A 21643-nucleotide genomic window follows, 5' to 3' on the forward strand; every position below is an offset into this window, starting at 1 on the left:
CAGCTTTCGATTTGTTAGAGGAATTCTTCTTTCGTGCAGAGCACGAAATCGGCAATGATTATCCGTTAGCGCGAACATATTGTCTGCCGGCGGACGCTACCATGGTAGCGGCAACAGCTCGCTTTATGCCTTGGTAGCTATTTCTTTGTTCCAATGGCCGTACTTGTTCGCGATATGATTTCGTATCTCTAGTTAACATTCCGAGCTCAGACTTGGGCCTCAAAAATATACACTCAAGACACGGTCTCACACATACACGTCGGCGGCCTATCGTTATTTTGGAATTGCAGTAACTGACAACGAAATGACGAAATAATTCTGACGAAACCACACGCTAATTCGCCCTGTCCAGCAGCAGTTTTGAAGAGGTTGTCCTGATTACTCCGGTATACCGACTATTCCAGCAACGTCCTAATATTATTCTGTTCCAGCAGGGCGCGACTTTTAGCATTCTCTTCAGTGACTAAGATGTCGATAAGGGACAGAGGGCCAATTTTGTAGGCGGCGGCCGTACCGATTTTGTCAGAAGTAACGATAGCCACGACTTCTGCGGCGGCGCTGATCATTGCGGACTTTATTGCGACTTCATCATAACCCGAAGTTGTCAGACCTAGATCCTCATGAATTCCATGGACGCCAATAAAGCACAGATCAGCACTCATCGAATGGAGTTGCTCCAAAACCCTCGCGCCAAGCGTCATCTGACTTCGTTTGTCAAAGACGCCCCCAAGCAAGATTATTTCTAGATGAGCGTGTTCGTTGGTGACTGTCGCAATTTGGGGGCTGTTCGTCACGATCGTCGCCCTCAAGTCCTTTGGCAGCTGCCGGACCAATTCTAGATTAGAAGTCCCGCCATCAACGATAACGACTTGATCTCGGAGCACAATCTGAGCCGCGCGCCGCGCCAGTCTGACTTTTTGTTCGGCGGAAACTTTGTACCGCCCCTGAAAGGGGAGGGTGCCAGGCGAGATCGGGAGAGCTGCCCCATGGACGCGTTTGATAAGACCTTCCGCCGCCATTTCGCGGAAATCGCGTCGTGCCGTGTCTTCAGAGACCGAGAAATGCTCGGACACTTCCGTCGTTGAAAGTCGCCCCTTTGTTTGCAGAGCGGCAAGGATATAGGCACGCCGCTCATCAGGCGTCGAATCTAAGGACATGATTTTCTCCGTTGCACGTTTCTGCGTATATAGGTATATATGGGGATATAAAATGCGTCATCGAGGATCAGATCTTGGAAAACCTTCTTATCAAAGGAAACGTAATTCTTCCCGACAGGATAATCGAAAATGCGATAGTTCGCTGCCACGAAGGACGCATCCGTAGCATTGAGCAGTTCAATTCGAAACACCTGCTGGAAAATGTTGTCGACTATACGGGGTATTACATATCGCCAGGCTTCGTCGATATTCACGTTCATGGCGCTGCAGGGGCAGACTATATGGATGGGACCGTGGACGCGGTTCGCGCTACAAACAGAGCCCACGCCAAGCACGGGACGACCTCGATCTTTCCAACGACAACTACAGGCTCGTTCCAGCAACTCGATGCCATGGTAAACTCGTGCGAAAACGTGCAATCCTCTTGGACGCATGCAGATGGCGCTCGCATCGCGGGAATCCACTTCTACGGGCCATATTTTGCTGAAGACAAAGTCGGGGTTCATTCGCCTGAAGGCCGGCGAGATCCAGTTCGTGAGGAATACGAGTATTTTCTATCAAGACCGATCATCAAGATTGCAACTTGTGCCTCGGAGCTTCCTGGTGCTTTAGATTTCTTCAATTTTGCACGAGAAAGGGGATGCTTCATCACATGCGGACATTCTAATGCCTGCTGGGGTGAACTTGAAGCAGCCTTTGCCCATGGAATGCGCCACGTCGACCATTTTTGGTGTGCGATGAGTTCTGTCTCCTCACTTCGCGCGCGTTTTGGAACGCCGATGCAAGCCGGTATGGAACAATACGTACTTCAAAACGATGGCATGAGCACAGAAGTAATTGCCGATGGCATCCATCTGTCCGACGATCTTCTGCGCTTCGCTTATGAAATGATAGGCTTCCATCGGACATGTCTGGTCACTGACGCGAACCGAGCCATGGATGCACCTCCAGGGACGTATCGATTTGGATCGAGCGACGATGGGACATGGGTCCACACCGATGGCCAGTCGGTACGAGGGGATGACGGCAGCTTAGCAAGCTCGATGCATGGCATGGACCGCATGGTGAAGACCATGGCAAGGGCCGTGGGTAAGAGCCTGCCCAACGTCATCCGTATGGCCTCGCTTACTCCCGCAGAACTCGCCGGGGTATCTGCTGAAGTGGGAAGCATCGAGCCGGGTAAGCTTGCCGATTTCGTGGTGTTGGATCAGGAACTTGATATTGAGCGCGTTATCATAGGTGGCGAAACAGTACATGTGCCTCACGCAAACCGAGAGCGTGCGTCGTGACATATCCTCCTCTTGTTATCGGCGTGGACGTTGGCGGCACGAAGACCCGTTGGATGGCCCAGCGTGGGAAGGATTCCGTTGTTGATCAGACGGTCCCGACAAGCTCCTGGCGTCGTGAAAGCTACAGCGCGTCCGATTGCTTTCGCCTCAAAGCTCTCATCGAGTCATCCATCGGCTACCTACAGCCACGCCACGTCGTCATCGGAGCGAATGGCTGTAATACAGATCAGCGTCTTCTCCAGTGCGAAGAGACTTTTGGAAAAACGACAGGGTGGGACATCAGAGTGCTCAATGATGCAGAATTGCTTCCTGCAGCGGCGGGAGGGGATGGTGGCATCGCCGTCATTTCAGGCACAGGGTCAATTGTCGTTGCCAGAAACACAGAGGGGGCTCTTTTAACGGTCGGCGGTTGGGGTTGGCTGCTCGGCGACGAAGGTGGCGGTGCTGGCTTGGTGAGGGCCGCAATACGATCCTGTCTTGCAGCCGCTGAAGCAAGGGAACACTCAGACGTCCTCCATGAATTTTTACTTAAACATCTAAAAATCACAGACCTCAGAGAGGCTAATGAGAGGCTGTCCATCGAACCTTCAGCAGCAATGTTCGCTAGTCACACCATTGCACTATTCGATGCGATCGAACAGGGATCAAAGCTTGGCGTCGGCGTCGTCAGAGCCCAAGTTGCGGATCTCCGTGATAAATTGGCGTCTCTGCTTCTGCAGGGAGCGCGTGGGCCTGTCTATCTGGGCGGCGGAATTTTTGAGCGTCTGCCCTATTTTTATCAGGCGTTCATTGATGCGGCCAACGAACTCAGTAGCGACTTGGATATAGTACTAGTTGCAACCCCTCCGGTAGTCGGGGCACTCAATATTGCATCCGTTCGGCTAGCGCGAGGAGAGGGCTTTGAAAGGGCGGAAAGTGGGTGACTATTTTTCGGAGGTCGGCCAGCGGAATTGCCGAAAGGTCATAGGAAACGAATTCAGATTAGCTCCTGAGGCTGCGTCTGGCAGCGATCGAAACGATGACAAGCACCCGAGGAACTCAAATTGAGAGGAATTGGCCGGCAGTAACTCGCTGCGCGTCTTGCACGTTCCCACTAACAATCAGCGATGATGGGCGGCATAGGCTACATGGCGAAACCGGCATCCGTTTTCTAGTGAGTTCGAAGCCACTCGCCATGCGTCTCGAGAGGCTGAAACAAACACCAAACATCGCTCTCCCGCAGTGGCCATCCTGCTTTTATTGCCACTGGACGAACTCTGCAGCAAAAAGATCCTCCCCGTGACCTGTTCCACCTGACCACCAAAACGGAGTGAAAAATGCAGCACTGGCTGGACAAGCTAACCGATCTTGCAGCGATACAAGGCGACGAGAGCATCCTAACGCAGGGCCTTTCCGACCTCACCCAACATTATGGCTTCACCGGCTACGCCTATCTGCACATCCAGCACAAGCGCAGCATCGCAGTCACAAATTATCATCGCGAGTGGCGGTCGACGTATTTCGAGAAGAACTTCGATAAGCTTGATCCGGTCGTCAAACGCGCGAAATCCAGGAAACACGTTTTTGCGTGGTCCGGGGAACAGGATCGCGCGAAGCAATCGAAGGAAGAGCGTACCTTCTATGCGCATGCTGCCGACTTTGGCATTCGCTCCGGGGCACCGTCATAGATATCAGCTGGTAGCTGGCTGATCGTGGCGTTCAGGTTCGTTTCGAGATCATCACCGATCGGGAGGCAGGTGTAGGTCTCACCGAACGGACCTGAACCGACCGCATGGCGGCCCAGCACCATCTCTGGATGATCGGCGAACCACCTGTTGATACGGACGCTCCCGCCCTCACCTTCCACCTTTACATCCGCGAGATCGATCCATCTGTCGTCTCCAGCCTGCTCGTCGGCGCGGCGCTTCCGGAAGAAGAGGATATCGACGACAACTTCCGTGCCGGCGTCAGCGCGGAAACTGCCTCCGGGAAGGCGGATCGCGCCAACGAGATCGGCCATGCCGGCGATGTGTTCGCGGGCGCGGGCGTCGGCCTTGTCCATCGTGCCGGACGAGGTGACGAAGGCCGCAAGCCCGCCGGGCTTCAGCCGGTGGATGGACTTGGCGATGAAATAGTCATGCAGCCGTAAGCCGAAAGACCGGAAGGCCGGATCACTCTTCACCGTCCTGTCAGAAAACGGCGGGTTGCCGATCGCCAGATCGAAATGGTCGGGCAGGTCGGTGCGGGCAAAATCGCCGCAGACGATTCTGGCCCGTGGCTGCAGCAGCCGGACGATACGGGCGGTGACGGGATCAAGCTCGATACCGGTGACATGGCTCACCTTGGAGAGAGCATCCGGCATCAGCGCCGGAAACATGGCCGTGCCGATCCCCGGCTCCAGGAGCCGGCCACCCTTGAACCCCATGCGGATCAAGCCCGACCAGATGGCCCGGACGATGAACTCCGGCGTGAAGTGGGCATATTGCGTGCAACGGGCCAGAGACGTGTAATCACCTGGTGCTACCGCACTTTCGAGATTGCCGCCGAGCTCCTCCCAGCCCTTGCGAAATCCTTCTTCGCCCGGCCGCCGGAATATGCCGTTGGCCAGATCCGATGCACCGAAGCCGGTGAACTTGATCAACCTTGACTGCTGGTCAGGTCGGGCCGGCAGGCCCTGATGCTCGATCTCGTTCGCTAGCAGGATGGCGACGATATTGTCCCGCGCCCGGTCGCGCCAGGATTTGCCGAGGCCGCGAGAACCCTGCAACCGGAAATCGACCTTGGTCCGCATCTGCGGTGCGGGCTTCGGCTCTTTGCGGGCTGGAGCGGCTGGCACCGGCGTCGATGGCGGCGGGTCATCGTTGAGATCGGTCCCGAAGTCTGCTGCGAAACCCGGCAGGCCGAGATCGAAACCGGATGCGAGAGCTGTATTGCCGAACAGGTCGATTGTGAAAGGGTCGTCATGCGCCATTGGAAATACTCCTGTGAATGGGCGCGCCGAGGCACACTCGCTGTGTTGGGTGCGGGTGTTGCCAAGATGCGGAATGGTGAGACTGGGAAGTGAAGTGCCGTCAGGCAGCGATGGTCTCAGTTAAGAGGCGGAACTGCACCGGCAGCTTGGCGGCGATCTCCTCGTTGGTCAGATCGTCCAGAAGCTTCCAGATTTTGCCCTGAGCGGAGGGATAGACGAGCACGATCTGGCGACTGCGCAGGTCAGCCGGAAAGCGACCGTCGGCATAACCACGAAAATCCGGACCGGTCGCGCTCCAGATATGATCGAGCTTTTCCTGTCGGTTCATGGCGCGCACCGGGCGGGATTCCCGAGCGATGATCTCGCCGCGCATCCGGTCTGGCGACTGACGATCGCCCAGGTCGCAGTAGCCGTGGAACCAGCGAGACCGATCGTCAAACGTCAGCGCGAAGAATATGCTGGTGACGCTGGCGGCCAGAAACTCCCGCATGGCGAATATGTCACCGCGGTAAAACAGCGGAGGGAGGATCTCAAACATATGGTCGTGATCGGCTTCGGATATCTCAAACCACTCGCCGACATAGCGCCTGCCGGAAATACGGTCATCGTCGAATGGCGACTGGCTGTGACGGTTGAACAGGGCGTACATTTCGTGGCGGCTGGCAACGCCTTCGAACACTTTACGGATGGTGGGAGGGTTGAACATCGGCTGCTCCTTCGGGGTTACGACTGAAGCGAAGCCTGATCGACCTCCTTTTTCAGTCCTTTGATTACCCCTCCTCACCCGGCGCCTCGCGGGCAGCGGGTCAAGGGCCGCCGTCAGGCGGGCGGCAGCTTCACCCTTGATGCGTTGGCCGCGTATGCGGCAGCTCTCCTTTCTCCCTCCTCTCCTTCAGTTCCTCATTCCAATCCTCACTCTGCGGCCTCAGCCGAGAGAAATCGCAACCGGCGCTGTCCGCCATCTGGCGCAGGCGGTCGGCAAAAACTTCACCCTGAACATTGTTGTCGGTCGCGGCCACCAGCCACGTGCCTTCCCCGGAAGCCAGGGTCGCCAACGCCTGAGCGGTCAGCGGCGACCACCCGCCACCGGTGCTGACATAGAGCGTGTCAGATCGTGTCTGCTCGATCGCGGCCAGACTGAGCGCATCGATCGCCGCCTCTGTGACGCAGATCCGACGGGCATCCACCTTTCCAAACCGGAAGAGGGCCTTGGCGCCGCCTGTGGAAAACCCGCGCCAGTCCGGTCCGCGCTCCTCCCAGCCGATGACGGCACCAGCCTCATCGACATGCTTTGCCCACATTGAGCCGTAGGGTCCTTCGCGCAGAACGTCTGCCTCGATCGCTGCGGAGATGACTTGCCATGGCAGAGCGCGGCATTGATGCAGATACCTCCAGGTCGCCGAAGCGCGCCATGGCCGTTTTCTATGGTTCCAGCGGTCAGCGACCGAAGCCTCGTTTTGCGTTTGACGAAGAGGCTTCTCCCAGGTCGCTGCGCTTGGCTGAAACGCGACCAGATCGCCGACAGCCGCCAGGGCTTCTGCAAAACCGATCCCATGAAGATAGCTTGCGAGCGCGAAAACGTCGCCCTTGGCGTCGGAACGGGCATCGAACCAGCCCCTGTCATCGTGGATCACAATGACGATGTCGTCGTCGCGCCGGAATTTGACCGCCCGGCGCGTGCTCTCTTTCCGGTCTATCGCGAAGCCGTCATGCTCAAGGACGGCTGCGCAGCCCACCCGGGCGCGCAGCTCTTCGATGTCCTTCTTTTCCATTTCGTTTCCTCTGCTTTCCTGACTTTTCGGACTGGCAGCGCCCAGGCCGCGAAGATGGAAGCGCGCAAGGGCGCGGTTCGCAATGTGCAGATCTGCCGGGACAAGCTCGCGGCGAAGCCTCCCTTGCGCGGGCAACAGCGCGAGCGGCACGCGCTTCCCCGAAGGGTGATCGGCTCAATGAGCCGATCCATAGGCAAAGGGATCATAGATATTGATGATGGCGTCTTCGTCGCCGTCATACTCGGCGGAAATCATGACGCCGATCTCACCATCGATTTCGAAGAGGGTGACCGGGACCATCAGGGTCCGGGCAAGATCGAATGCGTGGTTTTGTGCGACGCTGAGATCCGACATGTGAGGCTCCATCCAGTGGCGGGGCCGATCCCCGCTCGATGGCGCCCGTTCGATCAGGGCCTGACCGCGGTCACCTCGGCGGCGCAGCCAGAGAGGTCGCAGTAGCTGCGAACCCCCTGCGGGTTGACCGTCCAAGGTCGGGACTGGATTAGGGATGCCAGACAAGAGAGCTGGGTTCGGCAACACCATTGGTTGGCCCGGCTTGGCATACGATCCACACGGATGTCCGGAATAGCAGGCGGGTTAGCCGGAAATTGAGTTGTTCTTACACGTCCAGATCGACAGGCTGCGCCATCTCGGCGGGCCGTTTACGAATGATGACGGACCGATCTCTATTGATAAATCTCTCGGACGATGTTATCTGGGGAATAGGGTGAAACCCTGACTTGTCGCCGAGTCAAACCTTCTTCGATAACACTTTGCACATCGTCATCATCTCGATGGCCATTTAAACGGCGATAATGGTCCAGGAGATTTATGATGATTGTTTCACATGTTTCGTACAACCTCGATATGTCGGATCTTGCCAGGCTCAAGGTCGCAGCGTCTGTGCTCCTGCCTGAGCTTTCGCCGACATGGCGGCTTGAAGTCATGGCTAGGGCCGCAGGATCTCTCACCTACGCCTCGCTGCGCGCAAAGCTTAAAACCCCATGTGCTGTGGTGCTGGACCCAGCAATACCCGTAAGGGTATTCCTTGAGGATCGTGCGGTTAGCATTGATCCGCTGAAGATCCATCTAGCGTTTGCGCATGCGGCTGTTTTGCGTATGCTTGAGGACCACCCTCATCTCCATCACCACGGATATGGAGCGGAATATTTCATCAACGGTCATGGCGCGCGCAGCAGCATGGCAGCCTCCCGTACAGAGTTGGCCGGGACGGTTGCAGCCGGTGAATTTCTGCGGGCTCACGCATTTCTGCAAAAGATCAAAAAAATCGAGACTGTCAACCGGAGCCGCAGCAGCTACGGCCTTAAGCACGTGGTCGAAAAAATCGCGTTCGATCTAGGCGGACAAATCCTGCCTGCGAACTACATCACTAATGGCGCGCTGATCGCTGCCGCTCTCTATAACGGCTTCGACTTGCACCGCATAGATCACGGGCCGAATGCGCATTTCAACATGTCGAAACGCTCTATTGAAGCCCTGATCAGCGAGCATAAGGCGTCTGCATCATCCGACCCTCGCCGTATGGATCTGGAACTCGTGGTCGACTGGCATCCGTCCGGTCGCAGGACATTGAAAAAACGTGAAGTTGGAACGACACGTTATTCGGATGTCAAAACAGAGTCGCTTTTCGGCAATTTGGATGACAAGACCTTCTATGAAGCATTGTCGAAATTCGAGACCATGAACATCGCGCTGGGCTATTATGTAACTTTGCGCGACCACTCACCGCAAGCATCCGCAGCTTAGTTGAGAAGCGAAGCACCCTGGCGCGCTGTAAAAGCGCGGCGGGGGTGTTTGTTGCGAAAGATCCCATCGACCGCTCGATACAGAATGCCGAACAGACCGAAGGCAATCAAGATGATCTCGTTTTCTTCCACTGGCGTCACGATGTCCGAAACATTGCAAACCAACGCAATTGTGTGGATACACTCGTTGCCAGAAGATCAAATGGGCCCAACAAGACGCATCATCGAGGATCTCGAAGGACTTGCGGCCAACGGCGGTCATTCCCTTATCGAACGCCCTGTTGCTAACCGAGATGAGCTCCTTTCGGTTCTTCGTCAATGCGCTCAGGACGCTCATGGCGGCCTGCGGCCGATACTGCATATCGATGCTCACGGAACGCAACAAGAAGGGCTTCTCCTGGCACCGAGCGGGGAGCGGGTCGGTTGGATAGAAATCACAGAAGCTCTTAGAGCGATGAATACGGCGACGCAGAACAACCTGATCTGCGTTTTTGCACTTTGTTTTGGCCTGCACATGTACGCTCAGGTCAGGCTGAGCAAGGCAGTGCCCGCGTATATGTTTTTTGCGCCGGAAAAAGAAATCAAAGTCGGCTTCCTGGAAGACCAAACCCTCGCCTTCTATCGAGAGATTAATAGCACCGGGAATGTCACCTCAGCATTTGAAGCTACGTTGGGCGGCGGGATGGTGAGCTTTCATTGCCAAGGCCTCTTTTTTCAAGCTCTCCTGCGATATTGCCGGATGGAATGCAGCGGCAGAAAGCAGAGGGACCGGCAGGAACGACTGTTGACGGCAATCCTAAAACGAGACCGGATGCAACATCCGACCAGCGCTCAATTGAAGGAAGTGCGAAAGCAATTGAAAAGTCTGGTTGCTCCTGGGCAGCACGTGATTGACAGATTTGCACCATTGTTCCTGATTGGCCGGGCGCCTATGTTTACCTTCAACGATATGCGCCAAATATTAGACCGGCCTCGTCGCCGCTCGGCGTTCCCTTAGAAACACTGCATTTCTGTACATCCGCGGCAATGTCTAGCGTTCCGCTGCAGGCCAGTCATTTGCCGGCTCTTCTACAGTATGTTCCGACACATCGTCCGCAGGATCGGGATCACGCTCATTCGCAATCCGCAAACGCTCGATTTCCTCGATCGTGGCTTTAAAGACTTCGGCTTGCTTGGCTCCGGAAACGACCGCTTGATCGACCATGTTCGCCAAACCGCTCCTAAATTCGTCGCGCCAGTCATTTCTCATTTCGTTTCCTCCGTTTGATCTGTTTGTCGGATAGCTCGATCCACACCGGCGCGTGATCGCTGGTGCGCTCCCAGCCGCGAACATGCTTGTCGACCTCAGCTTTTTTCAGTCGCTCGGCAAGGTCGGGACTGAGCAGGAAATGGTCGAGCCTCAAACCCGCGTCGCGTCCATAGGCATTCCGGAAATAGTCCCAGAACGTGTAGATGCGTTTTCCGGGATGCATTTCGCGCAGCGCATCAGTCCAGCCTTGAGCGACGAGGTTTCGGAAGGCGTCGCGCACCTCCGTGCGGAACAGCGCATCGTCAGTCCAACGCTCCGGCTTATAGACATCTAACTCCGTCGGTATGACGTTATAATCACCGACCAGGACCACGGGCACCTCTAGCTCCAGCAACTCGGCGGCATAGTCGTGTAGACGCTGAAACCAACGGAGCTTGTAGTCGAACTTCGGGCCAGGATAGGGATTGCCGTTTGGGAGATAGAGGCCGCCAATCACCACCCCGTCCACGATGGCCTCGATAAAGCGGCTCTGCTCGTCCTCCGGCTCCCCCGGAAGACCTTTACGGGTCAGGTGCGGCTCCAGTCCTCGCGCCAGGATGGCGACGCCATTCCATGATTTTTGACCATGCCAAACCGCGCCATAGCCGGCAGCTTCGATGGCCTTCGCTGGAAACTTTGCATCCGGAGCCTTCATCTCCTGGAGAACCACAACGTCCGGGTTCGCCTCGTCCAGCCAACGAAGCAGGACCTCGAGACGACCGTTTACGCCATTGACATTGTAGGTGGCGATTTTCACTTGGACTTGTGGTCGCCCTTGTCGCCCTCCCCGGGCTTGGCATCGCTCTTCGCCTGGTGGCGCTTGTCAGCCGAGAGGGCTCGGCCGACGTCGACGGATTCTTTGAACTTACCGTCTTCGTCGCGACGGACGTAGCGTTTGTCGGTTCCGGTATCGATGAGTTCGCGCTTCGACATGATGATCTCCCAAGGTTTGCGCAGCGGAAACCCACAAGACGTCGAAAAGTTTCAGATTAGTGCCAACGGGCCTGGAACCGGTCTCATCCGACTCTATTACATTAGGAATGGAGTACATTCCCGGTCCGAGAACCCTTTCTGAGCATCCCGATCACTTTCTGAACTGTCAGGAAGCAGTTGTCGACGCATTCAGACAGTTGGCCAAGCAAGCTGTGATGGCCGGTTGGGGAGAGACCGAAGTCGCCGGCGCACTGGTGGATATTGCCGACTGCCACATGCTTTCGCTGGCATCCAACCTGGAAACAGAGCGAATGTTAGACTAGGCGATCAAAGGCGGGCGCTAGAAGAATGTCGGACCGATATCCTGAGACGTCTGATGGGCGATATTTCGTCGTCCGCGGGCGGTTGTGGCGCAAGAGCGATCCCGCGCTTGACGAAGCCACACGGAATAGACTGGTCAAGGAATTGATGTCCGCAAGAAGGGCTGTTCGCGACGCCAAGGGCGACTCCGATGCGATGGCAAAGGCCCGACATCTGGTCGATGATGCCAAGGTTGCTCTGGGCGAGCGCGGTGCGCCCTGGTGGGAAGATGGCGCACCGGATTATAATCGGCACATGGCAAAAAACACGCCCTATGCCGAGTGGTTCGCTAACCTCGGAAAATAGGCTGGCGTCAAAGCAGCAGCGGTGCCTCGGGTGCAGACTTCTTTTTCGCCCACAGCTCGCTGGTCCGCTCCATCGTCACCAACTCAGGCGGAAATGTCCGTTTCTGGAATGCCAGCGCATCATCGAAGGTACCGTGCAGCCATTGTTCGTACTCATCGGGCTGTAACAGAACAGGCATCCGGTTGTGCACGGGTTGGATCGCCTCATTGGCGTCCGTCATGACCCCGGAATAGACCGGACCCCACTCGTCACTGATCCGCCACAGCCCTGCCCAAGCGAAGACCGGCTGGTCCTTCAGGGCAAACCAAGTGCGGGTCATTCTGCCCTTCTCCCCCTCGGCTTCAGCAAAACCTGTCACAGGGATCAGGCAACGCCACTGCGGTTTGCGCGCCAAGCCGATCCACATGCCTTTTGACAGGTCAGCGATGTTATTGACCGGCTTTGGCTTGGCTTCCGGCTTCATGCCTTTGAGATGCAGGGGAAAGCCCCACACCATCGAGCGAAGCTCGCGTACACCGTCGTTCTCCGTTACCACCATTCCGGGGGTGCCCGGATAGACTTCCTCGGGGGCGTTCGATTGCATCGGGTTTGACACGCGGAAGTGTGCGGCCACTTCCGCGGCGGAAAGACGGACGGTGTACAAGTTGCACATATGGCAGACCTTTCAACACGAAACCTTGGCTACATAAGCATGTTGTCCCGACGGGGTGAAGCCTTGGAGGGGGAAACGCCGCTTTGCCAGCGGTCGCGGCTATGCAGGATTTCGAAGTCATCCAAACCGTGAAGCCAGCGGTCGTATTCCTCCGGCTTCAGCAAAACGGGCATGCGGTCGTTGAACGGCCTGATCGTCTCGTTGGCGGTCATGGTCATGCCGGCGAACACAGGGCCGAAATCCGGAGTGTTCTTGCAGAACCCCGCCCAGGCCATCAAGGGTTGGCGGTTCTTCGAAAACCATGATCGGGTTTTCTCCCCTTTGACACCGTCGGGGTTGGCGAAATGGGTGAGTGGGATCAGACAGCGGTATTTGGGGTCGACGACGATGCGGTCCCACAGTGGATTGGTGAGATCGGCAACGAGGCCGATGCGGCTCGGCGGCTCGCCCTCACGCCGCATGTCGCGTGTCTGTCGCGGAAAGCCCCATGGGATCGACTTCAACAGCCGCAATCCGTCCTTCTCAAGGACGATCAGTCCTGGGGTGCCTTCGACGGTTTCGCTCGGCACCTCAAGCGCCGGCGCGATGTCGACCGCGAAATGGGCGACAATCTCCTCCAGGCTTTTGGTGACTGCAAACAGACGCGACACACCGGTCTCCTCAGTGGAAGTTTCTGGATTTGATCTTCAAACTATCGATGTGAAGGTCGGGAATATAGATCTCACGAGCCTGCACGACGGGTTTGGGATTGTCCCGTGGATCGGGGCCCCCTCCTTGCTTGACCTGGTCGCCGCGACCGTGCGGAAGCGGGAAGTCGCCGTCCCCATTACCAACGCTCGACAGGTCGGCGGAGAAATCGAACAGGCGCTGGGCAACGAGGTGAACGACCTCGCCTTCGCGCTGGATACGGCCATTGATGGCCATCATGCTCGCGGTCATCAGGATTCGACGCTGGCGTTCGAACAGCGATGGCCAGACCACTGCGTTGACGATGCCAGACTCGTCTTCCAGCGTGAGGAACATGACGCCTTTTGCCGATCCCGGCCGCTGTCGCACGAGAACGAGACCCGCCGTCCAAAGCCATTTCCCGTCGCGTTGCCCCATCGCCTCGGCGCAGGTGACGATGCCTTTCCGGTCGAGGTCTTTTCGGAGAAACGACACCGGGTGCGCCCTTAAGGTGAGGCCCGTGTGTGAGTAGTCCTCGACGACCTCCCTGCCCTCCGTCATCGATTTCAGCGCCACTTCAGGCTCCTGCATCTCGGCGATGACCTTGGCTTCGCGCTCAGCGGCGGCCGCCCAAAGCTCCAGAGGTTCATCCCGGAGCGCCTTGATATCCCAGAGTGCCTGCCGCCGCTCCAGTTGCAACGACGGCAGGAAAGCATCTGCCTCCGCAAGCTTGACCAGCGACGACGGCGATACGCCGGAACGCCGCCACATGTCATCGGCCGAGACGAATGGCTGTTCGGCACGCGCCAGGATGATGCGTGCGGCATCATTGGTCGACAATCCCCGGACGACACGCATGCCGAGACGAACAGCGAAGCGATCGGAATTGCCGATCCGTTCCATGGTGCAGTCCCAGCGGGAGCGGTTGACGCAGACCGGCCGGACTTCAACGCCATGGTTTCGGGCGTCCTGGACGATCTGGGCGACGCTGTAGAATCCCATTGGCTGGCTGTTGAGCAAGGCCGCACAAAAGACATCGGGATGGTGGCATTTCATCCAGCTGGAGGCATAGGCGATCAGCGCGAAGCTGGCGGCGTGGCTTTCTGGGAAGCCATAGCTTCCGAAGCCTTCGAGCTGCGTAAATGTCTTCTCGGCAAATTCGCGGGTGTAGCCGTTCTTGACCATGCCCTCGACGAGCTTGTCCTTGAACTTGCTGACCCCGCCTGTGAACTTGAACGTCGCCATTGCCCGACGCAACTGATCAGCCTCGCCTGCGGTGAAACCCGCGCAGGTCATGGCGACCTTCATCGCGCTCTCCTGAAACAGCGGCACCCCCAGCGTTTTGCCAAGGACCGCTTCAAGCTCCGGCGTCGGGTACTCGACCTTCTCCTTGCCCTCGCGCCGCCTCAGATACGGATGCACCATGTCGCCCTGGATCGGTCCCGGGCGAACAATGGCCACTTGCACGACGAGATCGTAAAATGTCCGAGGCTTCAGGCGCGGTAGCATTGCCATCTGGGCGCGGCTTTCGATCTGGAACGTGCCGAGCGTATCGGCCTTGCGGATCATCGCGTAGGTCGCCGCGTCTTCCTGCTCCACATCTGACAGGCCCATGGCAATGTCCTTGTGGTCGCGCAGCAGCTCGAAGGATTTCGCCATGCAGGTCAGCATCCCGAGCGCCAGCACGTCGACCTTCATGAATTTGAGCGCCTCGATATCGTCCTTGTCCCATTCCACCACCTGACGATCCTTCATCGATGCAGGCTCGATCGGCACCAGATCATCCAACCTGTCCTGCGTCAGGACGAAACCGCCCGGATGCTGGCCAAGATGCCGGGGGGCGCCCATGAGCTGCGCGCTAAGATCCAGCGCCAACGTCAGGCGGTAGTCGGCCATGTTCATGTTGTTTTCTTTGAGCTGCTTCTCGCCGACGCCTTCCGACCAGCCCCAGACGCCGGAGGAGAGCTGCGTGATCAGATCTTCCGGCAGCCCCAGCGCCTTGCCGACATCGCGCAACGCCCCTTTGGCGCGGTAGCGGTTGACGGTCGAGCAAAGCGCCGAGCGTGAGCGGCCGTAGGTCTCGTATATCCATTGGATGACCTCCTCCCGGCGGGCGTTTTCGAAGTCGACGTCGATATCGGGCGGCTCGTCGCGTTCCATCGAGACGAACCGCTCGAACAGCAAATCACCAGTTTCCGGGTTGATGCTGGTGATGCCGAGACAGTAGCAGACGGCCGAATTGGCCGCCGATCCACGCCCCTGGCAGAGGATGCCTTGCGACCGGGCAAACCGGACGATGCTGTAGACGGTCAGGAAGTACGGGGCGTATTTCATCACCCGGATAAGTTCGAGTTCGTGCAGGATCGCCTTGCGGACCTTATCGGGGATCCCCTCGGGGTATCGGGTGGCGGCCCCTTCCCAGGCGAACTTGGTCAGCGACTGTTGCGCATCAAGGCCCGGCACAAGGGCTTCTTCCGGGTATTGATACTGAAGCTCGCTCATGTCGAAGCGACAGCGGTCGACGATTTCGCGCGTGCGCGCCAGCGCTTCCGGATACTCCGAAAACAGCCGATGCATTTCCTCCGGAGCCTTGAAGAACCGGTCAGCATGCCGTTCGCGGTCAAAGCCAACGCTGTCGATGGTGGTGCGGTTGCGAATGCAGGTGACGATGTCCTGCAACTGCCGGCGACCAGGGTCGTGAAACAGGACGTCGTTGGTGATGACCGTCTTGACCTTGTGGCGGGCGGCCATGTTCGACAGATTGTGGAGCCGCAAGCGATCATTCGGACGACGTCGCAGGCAGAGCGAAACGTAGGCCCTGTCTCCGAAGATCGCAGCGAGCTTCCTAAGCTGGCCTGCAGTGGTCTCGTCAGCCTCATCAGGGATAAGGATCGCAATCAGTCCGCCGCTATAGGCTTCCACATCGGAGAGATCAAGGATGCACTTGCCCTTGCCGCCACGGCTCTTTCCAAGCGAAAGCAACCGGGTCAATCTCGAATAGGCTGGCTGAAGGCATGAGCGGTGAGATGCGCGAGCACGGTTACTGGGGGAGTGCCCGCGATCGCCTGCCTGCAGCTCAGAACAACCCCCTCCGGGGAACCGGTAAATCCCGTTCGCGGACAGCAAGCGGAAAACGGATTGTGCTGTCAGGAAGTAACAACCTCTGCCTCATTCGCTCCGGGCAGGACTGGTCGGCCACGCGGCAGGAAGAAAGACAAAAATACCTCACTGAAGTAGAGCCGGTACTGCACCAGGGAATGGATTTTCTGAGAGACCAGGGCCACACCATAGGCTGCCTGAGCTGCCGGTATATGCAGGTGTTAGATCCCTCATCACATGCGCTGACGGAAAAAACGTTTGGTCTGGCACACTTTGCCGATATGGCCGCCCTTGAACTCTGGGCAAAAAGCCATCCGACACATGTGGCAATATTTGGCGGGTTCATGCGCTACGTGAAAGAGCTGAACTTTAATATAGCGCTCCGCCTGTGGCATGAAATTGTCGTTGTGCCAGAAGAAGCACAGTATTTTGAATATGTTAACTGTCATCCGGATACCGGTCTGTTACGGCAGGACAGCGGAGAATCATTATGAATAAGTTTTTTTGCCGTACCGGTATTTCTCTTGCAGCAGCATTAAGCCTGCCTGCTGATGCCCTTGAGTTTTCTCCCGGCGATTACGAGATGATGCCAGCGAATAAAACATTCGCGCTGGCCTATTTTCAGTATGGCCACGGCGATGAATACTATTCTCAGGGCAATAAAATAGCTGGTGATTACAGATTACGCTCTGAGGCCACACTGCTGCGCTTTATTCATGGATTCCGTCCTGCGGAAAACGTCAGTATTGAGCCACAGATTATCATTCCGTTTGCCAGGGCGAACGCGATGGGAGATGCCAGCCCTCTCGGCAGCGCGTCAGGGATGGGCGATATCATTGTGGGCATGCCTTTCAAGTTCAGCATGGACAACGAAGGAGGTGACATTCTTTCCTTGGCACCTTTTATTTATGCGCCCACCGGGGCCTACAACAATGAAAAAGCTGTGAATGTAGGGGAAAATCGCTGGCGCTATCTGATACAGGGCGTCTGGATCCATCATTTCTCCGACGCCTGGGCATTCACTACAGGTGCGGATGTCTCCTGGACGACAGCAAATGACCAGTACGGTAATAATAACGCCAGACTCAGTCAGAGTCCGCGTTACGAATATCAGGCTTATATGAGTTATAACCTTACACCTGCCACGCAGTTTGGATTTGGCGGCGGATGGATAACCGGGGCCAAAAGTCGGATTAACGGAATTTCTCAGGATGACCGGCTGGATAGCACGTATGTCCGTATTTCTGCTTCGCATTTCATTACACCTGCCGTTCAGGTTCAGTTCTCCGGTGGTCGTGACATTGCTGTAGAGCAGGGATTCCGGCAGGATACAAATCTCAGACTGAGATTAGGTTACCTTTTCTGAAATTTCTGGCCGGGGATTCACTCTGGCCAGTGATTTCCGATGTGTGTTGTTAGTTTTGTAAAAGAACCTATTATTTCAAATATAAAATCAACGGACACTTCATGCAGTGGTACTGTGGAACACGCTTTATATGCAGTAAGCCGTGAGCTGGATGCGCAGTAATGGAGAAAAAACCGGGGGAGAGGATATCGCCCGGTTATCCCCGCTGATGCACGGGGATAGCCTGCGAAGCAAAAGGAACATGTAGAGAGTAAGGAAACAGTGAGATTTTCTCTGAATGCAGTTCAGCTTAAATATCATGATGCTTAGATGGTTCGGTTATAATATTTTGTTTTTTTCGACGATGGTCGGTGCAGCATAAGTATTTCATAATATTATGGCTGGTTATCTTTGGACATTTTAAAATATCCTACAAAATATATCGTTATATCAAGAGCCTAAGCCGGTTACCCGAAGCAGTCTGTCGGGCCTGGCTTAACGCGGGCAATATAACTTTGCTGTCATGATTTTGATGCGCAAAATGTAATTTATGTTAAATGGTGACAGGAATAGCCACATCCCCAGCCTTATTTACGGTGTTTTATGATTCCATCACGCATCTGGCTGTGCGAACAGCGACGAAGAATGATTATGCTTCGATTATTAGAGATCGTACGATGAAGCAGTGTATCCGAAAAAATTAAAAATAATCCGAACGGCTACTGCAGGCATTGCAGATCTGTTCACCATCAATACAGACGGTTTTCTGCCTGTGGTAACATACAGCGGTTATTTTTCAGAGCCGGGACTGATGAAGAAGAAGAAAAACCGCACACCAACTCCTCACGATGCCACGTTCCGGCAGTTTCTGACCCACCCGGATGTCGCCCGTGATTTCATGGAACTCCACTTGCCCGCAGAGCTGCGTGCTATCTGTGACCTCAGGACACTGAAGCTGGAATCCGGCTCGTTCGTCGAGGATGACCTGAGGCAGTACTTTAGCGACGTGCTCTACAGTCTGAAAACCACAGCCGGTGAGGGTTATGTCCACGTACTCATTGAGCACCAGTCTTCACCCGATAAACACATGGCTTTTCGCCTGATGCGTTATGCGGTGGCTGCCATGCAGCGACACCTTGAGGCGGGCCATAAGAAGTTGCCACTGGTGATACCCGTGCTGTTCTATACGGGTAAACGCAGCCCGTATCCTTACTCCACCCGGTGGCTGAATGAGTTTGATGATCCGGCGCTGGCAGGCAAACTCTACAGCAGCGCTTTCCCGCTGGTTGACGTTACCGTCATTCCTGATGATGAAATCGCCGGCCATCGCAGCATGGCCGCCCTGACCCTGCTGCAGAAACATATTCATCAGCGGGACCTGGCAGAACTGACTGACCGGCTGGCGCCCATTCTGCTGGCCGGCTATCTGTCTTCATCACAGGTGATATCGCTGGTACACTATATTGTACAGGCAGGCGAAACAGCCGACGCCGAAGGTTTTGTACGCGAACTGGCACAGCGTGTGCCGCAACACGGAGACGCACTTATGACCATCGCACAACAGCTCGAACAGAAGGGCATCCAGAAGGGCATCCAGAAGGGTATCCAGTTAGGCAGGCAGGAAGGCCGAAATGAAGGCATGCTGGAAGGCAAGCTGGAAGTTGCCCGTACCATGCTGCAGAACGGTATCGATCGCATTACCGTCATGAAAATGACCGGCCTGACGGAAGACGATCTGGCACAAATCAGCCACTGATGAATTCGGTAGTCTTTCCGGCCGTGCTGCTAAGCCTTTAGGCTCATCCCCATCCCACTGCCCCGTCATTCGGTGATATTCCAGTCCATTTTGTACCTTCAGTAATATCCTGGGCTTCTAAAGTGTTTAATCGCGAATGAGGCCGCCATAATGTCCTTTATCAGCAGCCCCCGTGCACACGGAGCAGCCCTGCACACGCAGTGAAAGGCCGCGATGCACTCTGAGCACAGGCAGAATCGCTTCAAGTTTCGTATTTAGCTTTTGCTTGCGACAGACATCCACTGTAGTTAGTGAACGTTGTTTTTACTGTCAACTTAAGAGAATATTTGCTGCGCTCATTTTTCCTTTGTAACTGTTTCTTCACCTTTTTCTGCAGTCAGCTCATAAAGCCCGGAAGGCCCATCAACGGCCATCTGCCATCCACAGCGGTTAAGAAGCGTTTCCAGCCCCTGCACGCGCCCGGTCAGTCGCGCCATCACCGGTGTGACCTGCTGGCCGTCGTTGTCAAACGCAGCATCCAGGCTGGTCCGTGACAGATAAACTCCGTTTACGCCAGCGTTCAGAGCAGCGGAGTGCCTTCCCGACCACTCCCGGTCACTAAGCAGCCGATAAGCCCAGCACATATCTTTCGCCATCTCCAGGGCATATGTCAGCCGGAACAGATCATTCTGCTGGGATAATTTGCCGGTACAGGAGCGCCAGAGATAGTCAAGCTTGCCGGCAAGCTTTGCGGCAACGCCATACTGGCGCCCCTGCTTCAGCAGCCACTCAATATCGGGTGCCACCTCACGCGAAAAGCGGCGTTGCTTCAGGGCGGTTGCCAGCCAGCGTGTTAGAAAGAGATTTTCCTGAGCAGCAGAACTAACGGTACCGTCCTGACGTGCAAGTGCAAGGGCTGCCAGAGCACACCAGGCCAGATGACCGGATTTTTGTGTCAGCGTCACTGCAGTCTATCCTTCTTATGAATCATATTCGCTATTCTAACCGTGATTCTCTAACCAATAAATCGTGTATGGGTAAATCTTCAGTCGCATTAATTCTTGCAGACGTAGCCGTGCTATAAATGCCGCTCATGCGGCATAGAGGCGCCAGAAACTAAATAGGCGGCTGTCGGAGGACAGGTGGTCAGATTCATGTTTACAAGCTGGAAAACAGAGGAAACGAGCTTACTGCAAGAGACTCCATGTTTGTAAACAGGATAACGGGCAGCGCAGCGTAAGACAGATAACTATACACTTAACCAGTTTACAAACATGTCCGCCTGAATGTTTCCCATAAACAAACATGGCAGTTACGCGATACAAACAGAGTTAATGTTAAGTGAATACAGCTCACATCTATGTAATAGGCAGCGGTAACCCGCATACCCGAAAAGGTTTCGCACGTGTCCTGATAGAACAGGACAGTCTGAAAACGCCAGTTATCTTTAATTATGAAGACACTACTTATAAGCGCAGCCAGATCCAGGGCATGATCGATGCTGTACTGCAGCTCGATTGCCCTCACCATGTGGTATTCATCAGCGCCTCACCGCTGGCGCTGGAAAAAGCTGAAATTGGTGAAGGACCTAACCGGGATCTGATCTACGAGCTGTATCGCGTTCTGTCTGCTAAGGGCTGTACGTACGCATTCGATTTTCGAGCAGGAAAGGGAAAAGAGATAAACAAACTGCTGGCAGATCACAACGTCTGATTTTGACGCTCCCAGCGTCTTCCAGCTCTATGCCCACTGTAGTGCTTCTTGCCATATTAAGCTGGCGGTCCCATCAGCTGCTCGATAGCAAAGATGAGCGCCGGTTCAGCTTCCTCTGTTCTATTAACTTGGTCCTTAAGCAATAGCACGAGCTCGCGTTTAATCATCTCTCGGCTGACTTCCAGGCCATCCGCAGCTCTGCTCAGACAGATCATGCCGGTGAGTCTGCATGCTCTCCAGTAAGTCGATTCGATTTCGTCATCTTCAGCGTTCTGCATCAGCAACTCTCCCATTCGGATTAAGGGATTATGCGCGAAGAGCATGAAGGCGCAAGTCATCATAAGCGGGTAGTTCACTGTATCTGGGGTCCGCTTGGAAAACGGGAATTATCCTACTATAAGGGCTTCCCCGAACAGTCAACTATAAGGGCTTCCCCGAACAGTCAACGCCGGTTTTTAATTTCTGTCTGTTCATCAATGAAGGGCAAGGGATAAGACTGCGCTACTATAAACGGTCACGTTGAATCTCTATTGATTCGGACCCTGATGAAAGACGCTCGTGAGATCCTCCTTCGCTAATCGGATAGTGATATCCAGTAGGATATGCAGATAC

The 21643-nt window shown here is 55.6% G+C and carries 24 protein-coding genes and 1 pseudogene; 12 read left to right on the plus strand and 13 right to left on the minus strand.

Annotation, left to right across the window (positions count from 1 at the left end; genetic code table 11):
• Positions 1 to 395: 395 nt before the first annotated feature.
• Positions 396 to 1157, minus strand: a complete 762-nt coding sequence (locus GS12_RS16025) for a DeoR/GlpR family DNA-binding transcription regulator (RefSeq protein WP_034948772.1) — start codon at positions 1155 to 1157, stop codon at positions 396 to 398.
• A gap of 74 nt (positions 1158 to 1231) precedes the next feature.
• On the opposite strand from GS12_RS16025, the gene GS12_RS16030 reads away from it, so the two are divergent.
• The 3 genes from GS12_RS16030 to GS12_RS23450 all read left to right on the plus strand — a co-directional run bounded on the left by GS12_RS16030 (position 1232) and on the right by GS12_RS23450 (position 4113).
• Positions 1232 to 2446, plus strand: a complete 1215-nt coding sequence (locus GS12_RS16030) for an N-acetylglucosamine-6-phosphate deacetylase (protein ID WP_034948810.1) — start codon at positions 1232 to 1234, stop codon at positions 2444 to 2446.
• The gene (locus GS12_RS16035; protein WP_072016903.1) at positions 2443 to 3369 is read left to right on the plus strand and encodes an N-acetylglucosamine kinase; all 927 of its coding nucleotides are present in this window, start codon (positions 2443 to 2445) and stop codon (positions 3367 to 3369) included. The genes GS12_RS16030 and GS12_RS16035 overlap by 4 nt, the downstream gene beginning before the upstream one ends.
• Positions 3370 to 3762: 393 nt before the next feature.
• Positions 3763 to 4113, plus strand: a complete 351-nt coding sequence (locus tag GS12_RS23450) for an autoinducer binding domain-containing protein (protein WP_034948775.1) — start codon at positions 3763 to 3765, stop codon at positions 4111 to 4113.
• Here the strand turns inward: GS12_RS23450 and GS12_RS16045 are convergent.
• From GS12_RS16045 to GS12_RS23455, 4 genes are all read right to left on the minus strand, one after another.
• Positions 4065 to 5396: an N-6 DNA methylase gene (locus tag GS12_RS16045; protein WP_052118495.1), complete on the minus strand. Its 1332-nt coding sequence runs from the start codon at positions 5394 to 5396 to the stop codon at positions 4065 to 4067. The genes GS12_RS23450 and GS12_RS16045 overlap by 49 nt on opposite strands.
• A gap of 100 nt (positions 5397 to 5496) precedes the next feature.
• The gene (locus GS12_RS16050; protein ID WP_034948776.1) at positions 5497 to 6102 is read right to left on the minus strand and encodes a DUF1419 domain-containing protein; all 606 of its coding nucleotides are present in this window, start codon (positions 6100 to 6102) and stop codon (positions 5497 to 5499) included.
• Positions 6103 to 6232: 130 nt separating this feature from the next.
• On the minus strand, positions 6233 to 7318 hold the full coding sequence (locus GS12_RS16055; RefSeq protein ID WP_200884531.1) for a DUF3991 and toprim domain-containing protein: 1086 nt from the start codon (positions 7316 to 7318) through the stop codon (positions 6233 to 6235).
• 24 nt (positions 7319 to 7342) lie between these two features.
• On the minus strand, positions 7343 to 7522 hold the full coding sequence (locus tag GS12_RS23455) for a hypothetical protein (RefSeq protein ID WP_072016904.1): 180 nt from the start codon (positions 7520 to 7522) through the stop codon (positions 7343 to 7345).
• A gap of 477 nt (positions 7523 to 7999) precedes the next feature.
• Between GS12_RS23455 and GS12_RS23050 the strand changes: the two genes are divergently transcribed.
• Together GS12_RS23050 and GS12_RS16070 are read left to right on the plus strand one after the other, a co-directional pair.
• Positions 8000 to 8935, plus strand: coding sequence for a hypothetical protein (locus tag GS12_RS23050; protein ID WP_152601424.1), 936 nt, complete (start codon positions 8000 to 8002; stop codon positions 8933 to 8935).
• A 111-nt stretch (positions 8936 to 9046) separates the two neighbouring features.
• On the plus strand, positions 9047 to 9931 hold the full coding sequence (locus GS12_RS16070) for a hypothetical protein (RefSeq protein ID WP_034948784.1): 885 nt from the start codon (positions 9047 to 9049) through the stop codon (positions 9929 to 9931).
• A gap of 33 nt (positions 9932 to 9964) precedes the next feature.
• On the opposite strand, the gene GS12_RS16075 is transcribed toward GS12_RS16070, so the two are convergent.
• Genes GS12_RS16075 through GS12_RS16085 form a run of 3 tightly spaced genes read right to left on the minus strand, consistent with a single transcriptional unit; the run spans position 9965 to position 11155 of the window.
• The gene (locus tag GS12_RS16075; protein ID WP_034948786.1) at positions 9965 to 10183 is read right to left on the minus strand and encodes a hypothetical protein; all 219 of its coding nucleotides are present in this window, start codon (positions 10181 to 10183) and stop codon (positions 9965 to 9967) included.
• Positions 10173 to 10979: an exodeoxyribonuclease III gene (xth, locus tag GS12_RS16080; RefSeq protein WP_034948787.1), complete on the minus strand. Its 807-nt coding sequence runs from the start codon at positions 10977 to 10979 to the stop codon at positions 10173 to 10175. Before xth ends, GS12_RS16075 begins: the two co-directional genes overlap by 11 nt.
• The gene (locus GS12_RS16085; protein ID WP_034948789.1) at positions 10976 to 11155 is read right to left on the minus strand and encodes a hypothetical protein; all 180 of its coding nucleotides are present in this window, start codon (positions 11153 to 11155) and stop codon (positions 10976 to 10978) included. Before GS12_RS16085 ends, xth begins: the two co-directional genes overlap by 4 nt.
• 197 nt (positions 11156 to 11352) lie before the next feature.
• Between GS12_RS16085 and GS12_RS25170 the strand changes: the two genes are divergently transcribed.
• Together GS12_RS25170 and GS12_RS24835 are read left to right on the plus strand one after the other, a co-directional pair.
• Positions 11353 to 11478 carry a hypothetical protein gene (locus GS12_RS25170; RefSeq protein WP_268747361.1) on the plus strand — a complete coding sequence of 42 codons (126 nt, stop codon included), beginning with the start codon at positions 11353 to 11355 and terminating at the stop codon, positions 11476 to 11478.
• A gap of 145 nt (positions 11479 to 11623) precedes the next feature.
• On the plus strand, positions 11624 to 11821 hold the full coding sequence (locus GS12_RS24835; protein ID WP_200884532.1) for a hypothetical protein: 198 nt from the start codon (positions 11624 to 11626) through the stop codon (positions 11819 to 11821).
• Positions 11822 to 11828: 7 nt separating this feature from the next.
• Here GS12_RS24835 and GS12_RS16100 read toward each other — a convergent pair whose 3' ends face one another.
• The 3 genes from GS12_RS16100 to GS12_RS16110 are packed head-to-tail and all read right to left on the minus strand — an operon-like array spanning position 11829 to position 16130.
• Positions 11829 to 12473 (minus strand): SOS response-associated peptidase, encoded by a 645-nt coding sequence (locus GS12_RS16100; protein ID WP_072016905.1) that lies wholly within the window; start codon positions 12471 to 12473, stop codon positions 11829 to 11831.
• A gap of 29 nt (positions 12474 to 12502) precedes the next feature.
• The gene (locus GS12_RS16105) at positions 12503 to 13123 is read right to left on the minus strand and encodes an SOS response-associated peptidase family protein (RefSeq protein WP_034948797.1); all 621 of its coding nucleotides are present in this window, start codon (positions 13121 to 13123) and stop codon (positions 12503 to 12505) included.
• 10 nt (positions 13124 to 13133) lie between these two features.
• The gene (locus tag GS12_RS16110; RefSeq protein WP_084089743.1) at positions 13134 to 16130 is read right to left on the minus strand and encodes an error-prone DNA polymerase; all 2997 of its coding nucleotides are present in this window, start codon (positions 16128 to 16130) and stop codon (positions 13134 to 13136) included.
• A gap of 11 nt (positions 16131 to 16141) precedes the next feature.
• Here GS12_RS16110 and GS12_RS23460 point away from each other — a divergent pair, with 11 nt between their 5' ends.
• The 4 genes and pseudogenes from GS12_RS23460 to GS12_RS16125 all read left to right on the plus strand — a co-directional run bounded on the left by GS12_RS23460 (position 16142) and on the right by GS12_RS16125 (position 19339).
• Positions 16142 to 16732: a phenylacetaldoxime dehydratase family protein gene (locus tag GS12_RS23460; protein WP_268747362.1), complete on the plus strand. Its 591-nt coding sequence runs from the start codon at positions 16142 to 16144 to the stop codon at positions 16730 to 16732.
• Positions 16729 to 17604 carry a transporter gene (locus GS12_RS16120; protein WP_034948798.1) on the plus strand — a complete coding sequence of 292 codons (876 nt, stop codon included), beginning with the start codon at positions 16729 to 16731 and terminating at the stop codon, positions 17602 to 17604. Before GS12_RS23460 ends, GS12_RS16120 begins: the two co-directional genes overlap by 4 nt.
• A 100-nt stretch (positions 17605 to 17704) precedes the next feature.
• Positions 17705 to 17821 (plus strand): annotated as a pseudogene (locus GS12_RS25330) (Tn3 family transposase); the annotation flags it as partial.
• Positions 17822 to 18394: 573 nt separating this feature from the next.
• Positions 18395 to 19339 carry an Rpn family recombination-promoting nuclease/putative transposase gene (locus GS12_RS16125; protein ID WP_034948821.1) on the plus strand — a complete coding sequence of 315 codons (945 nt, stop codon included), beginning with the start codon at positions 18395 to 18397 and terminating at the stop codon, positions 19337 to 19339.
• A gap of 335 nt (positions 19340 to 19674) precedes the next feature.
• Here GS12_RS16125 and GS12_RS16130 read toward each other — a convergent pair whose 3' ends face one another.
• Positions 19675 to 20283, minus strand: a complete 609-nt coding sequence (locus tag GS12_RS16130; protein ID WP_031590791.1) for a DUF2913 family protein — start codon at positions 20281 to 20283, stop codon at positions 19675 to 19677.
• Between the two features lie 376 nt (positions 20284 to 20659).
• Between GS12_RS16130 and GS12_RS16135 the strand changes: the two genes are divergently transcribed.
• Positions 20660 to 21031, plus strand: coding sequence for a hypothetical protein (locus tag GS12_RS16135; RefSeq protein WP_052118498.1), 372 nt, complete (start codon positions 20660 to 20662; stop codon positions 21029 to 21031).
• A gap of 56 nt (positions 21032 to 21087) precedes the next feature.
• On the opposite strand, the gene GS12_RS16140 is transcribed toward GS12_RS16135, so the two are convergent.
• Positions 21088 to 21309 (minus strand): hypothetical protein, encoded by a 222-nt coding sequence (locus tag GS12_RS16140; protein WP_034948827.1) that lies wholly within the window; start codon positions 21307 to 21309, stop codon positions 21088 to 21090.
• Positions 21310 to 21643 lie beyond the last annotated feature (334 nt).

The organism is Erwinia oleae (genome assembly GCF_000770305.1).
Lineage (GTDB): Bacteria > Pseudomonadota > Gammaproteobacteria > Enterobacterales > Enterobacteriaceae > Erwinia > Erwinia oleae.

Excerpts from the sequence above, each read along its gene's own strand:
- GS12_RS16025 (WP_034948772.1), bottom strand. The coding sequence starts at position 1,157 with ATGTCCTTAGATTCGACGCCTGATGAGCGGCGTGCCTATATCCTTGCC.
- GS12_RS23450 (WP_034948775.1), top strand. The coding sequence starts at position 3,763 with ATGCAGCACTGGCTGGACAAGCTAACCGATCTTGCAGCGATACAAGGC.
- GS12_RS16045 (WP_052118495.1), bottom strand. The coding sequence starts at position 5,396 with ATGGCGCATGACGACCCTTTCACAATCGACCTGTTCGGCAATACAGCT.
- GS12_RS16050 (WP_034948776.1), bottom strand. The coding sequence starts at position 6,102 with ATGTTCAACCCTCCCACCATCCGTAAAGTGTTCGAAGGCGTTGCCAGC.
- GS12_RS23455 (WP_072016904.1), bottom strand. The coding sequence starts at position 7,522 with ATGTCGGATCTCAGCGTCGCACAAAACCACGCATTCGATCTTGCCCGG.
- GS12_RS23050 (WP_152601424.1), top strand. The coding sequence starts at position 8,000 with ATGATGATTGTTTCACATGTTTCGTACAACCTCGATATGTCGGATCTT.
- GS12_RS16070 (WP_034948784.1), top strand. The coding sequence starts at position 9,047 with ATGATCTCGTTTTCTTCCACTGGCGTCACGATGTCCGAAACATTGCAA.
- GS12_RS16075 (WP_034948786.1), bottom strand. The coding sequence starts at position 10,183 with ATGAGAAATGACTGGCGCGACGAATTTAGGAGCGGTTTGGCGAACATG.
- GS12_RS16085 (WP_034948789.1), bottom strand. The coding sequence starts at position 11,155 with ATGTCGAAGCGCGAACTCATCGATACCGGAACCGACAAACGCTACGTC.
- GS12_RS24835 (WP_200884532.1), top strand. The coding sequence starts at position 11,624 with ATGTCCGCAAGAAGGGCTGTTCGCGACGCCAAGGGCGACTCCGATGCG.
- GS12_RS16100 (WP_072016905.1), bottom strand. The coding sequence starts at position 12,473 with ATGTGCAACTTGTACACCGTCCGTCTTTCCGCCGCGGAAGTGGCCGCA.
- GS12_RS16120 (WP_034948798.1), top strand. The coding sequence starts at position 16,729 with ATGAATAAGTTTTTTTGCCGTACCGGTATTTCTCTTGCAGCAGCATTA.
- GS12_RS16125 (WP_034948821.1), top strand. The coding sequence starts at position 18,395 with ATGAAGAAGAAGAAAAACCGCACACCAACTCCTCACGATGCCACGTTC.
- GS12_RS16140 (WP_034948827.1), bottom strand. The coding sequence starts at position 21,309 with ATGCAGAACGCTGAAGATGACGAAATCGAATCGACTTACTGGAGAGCA.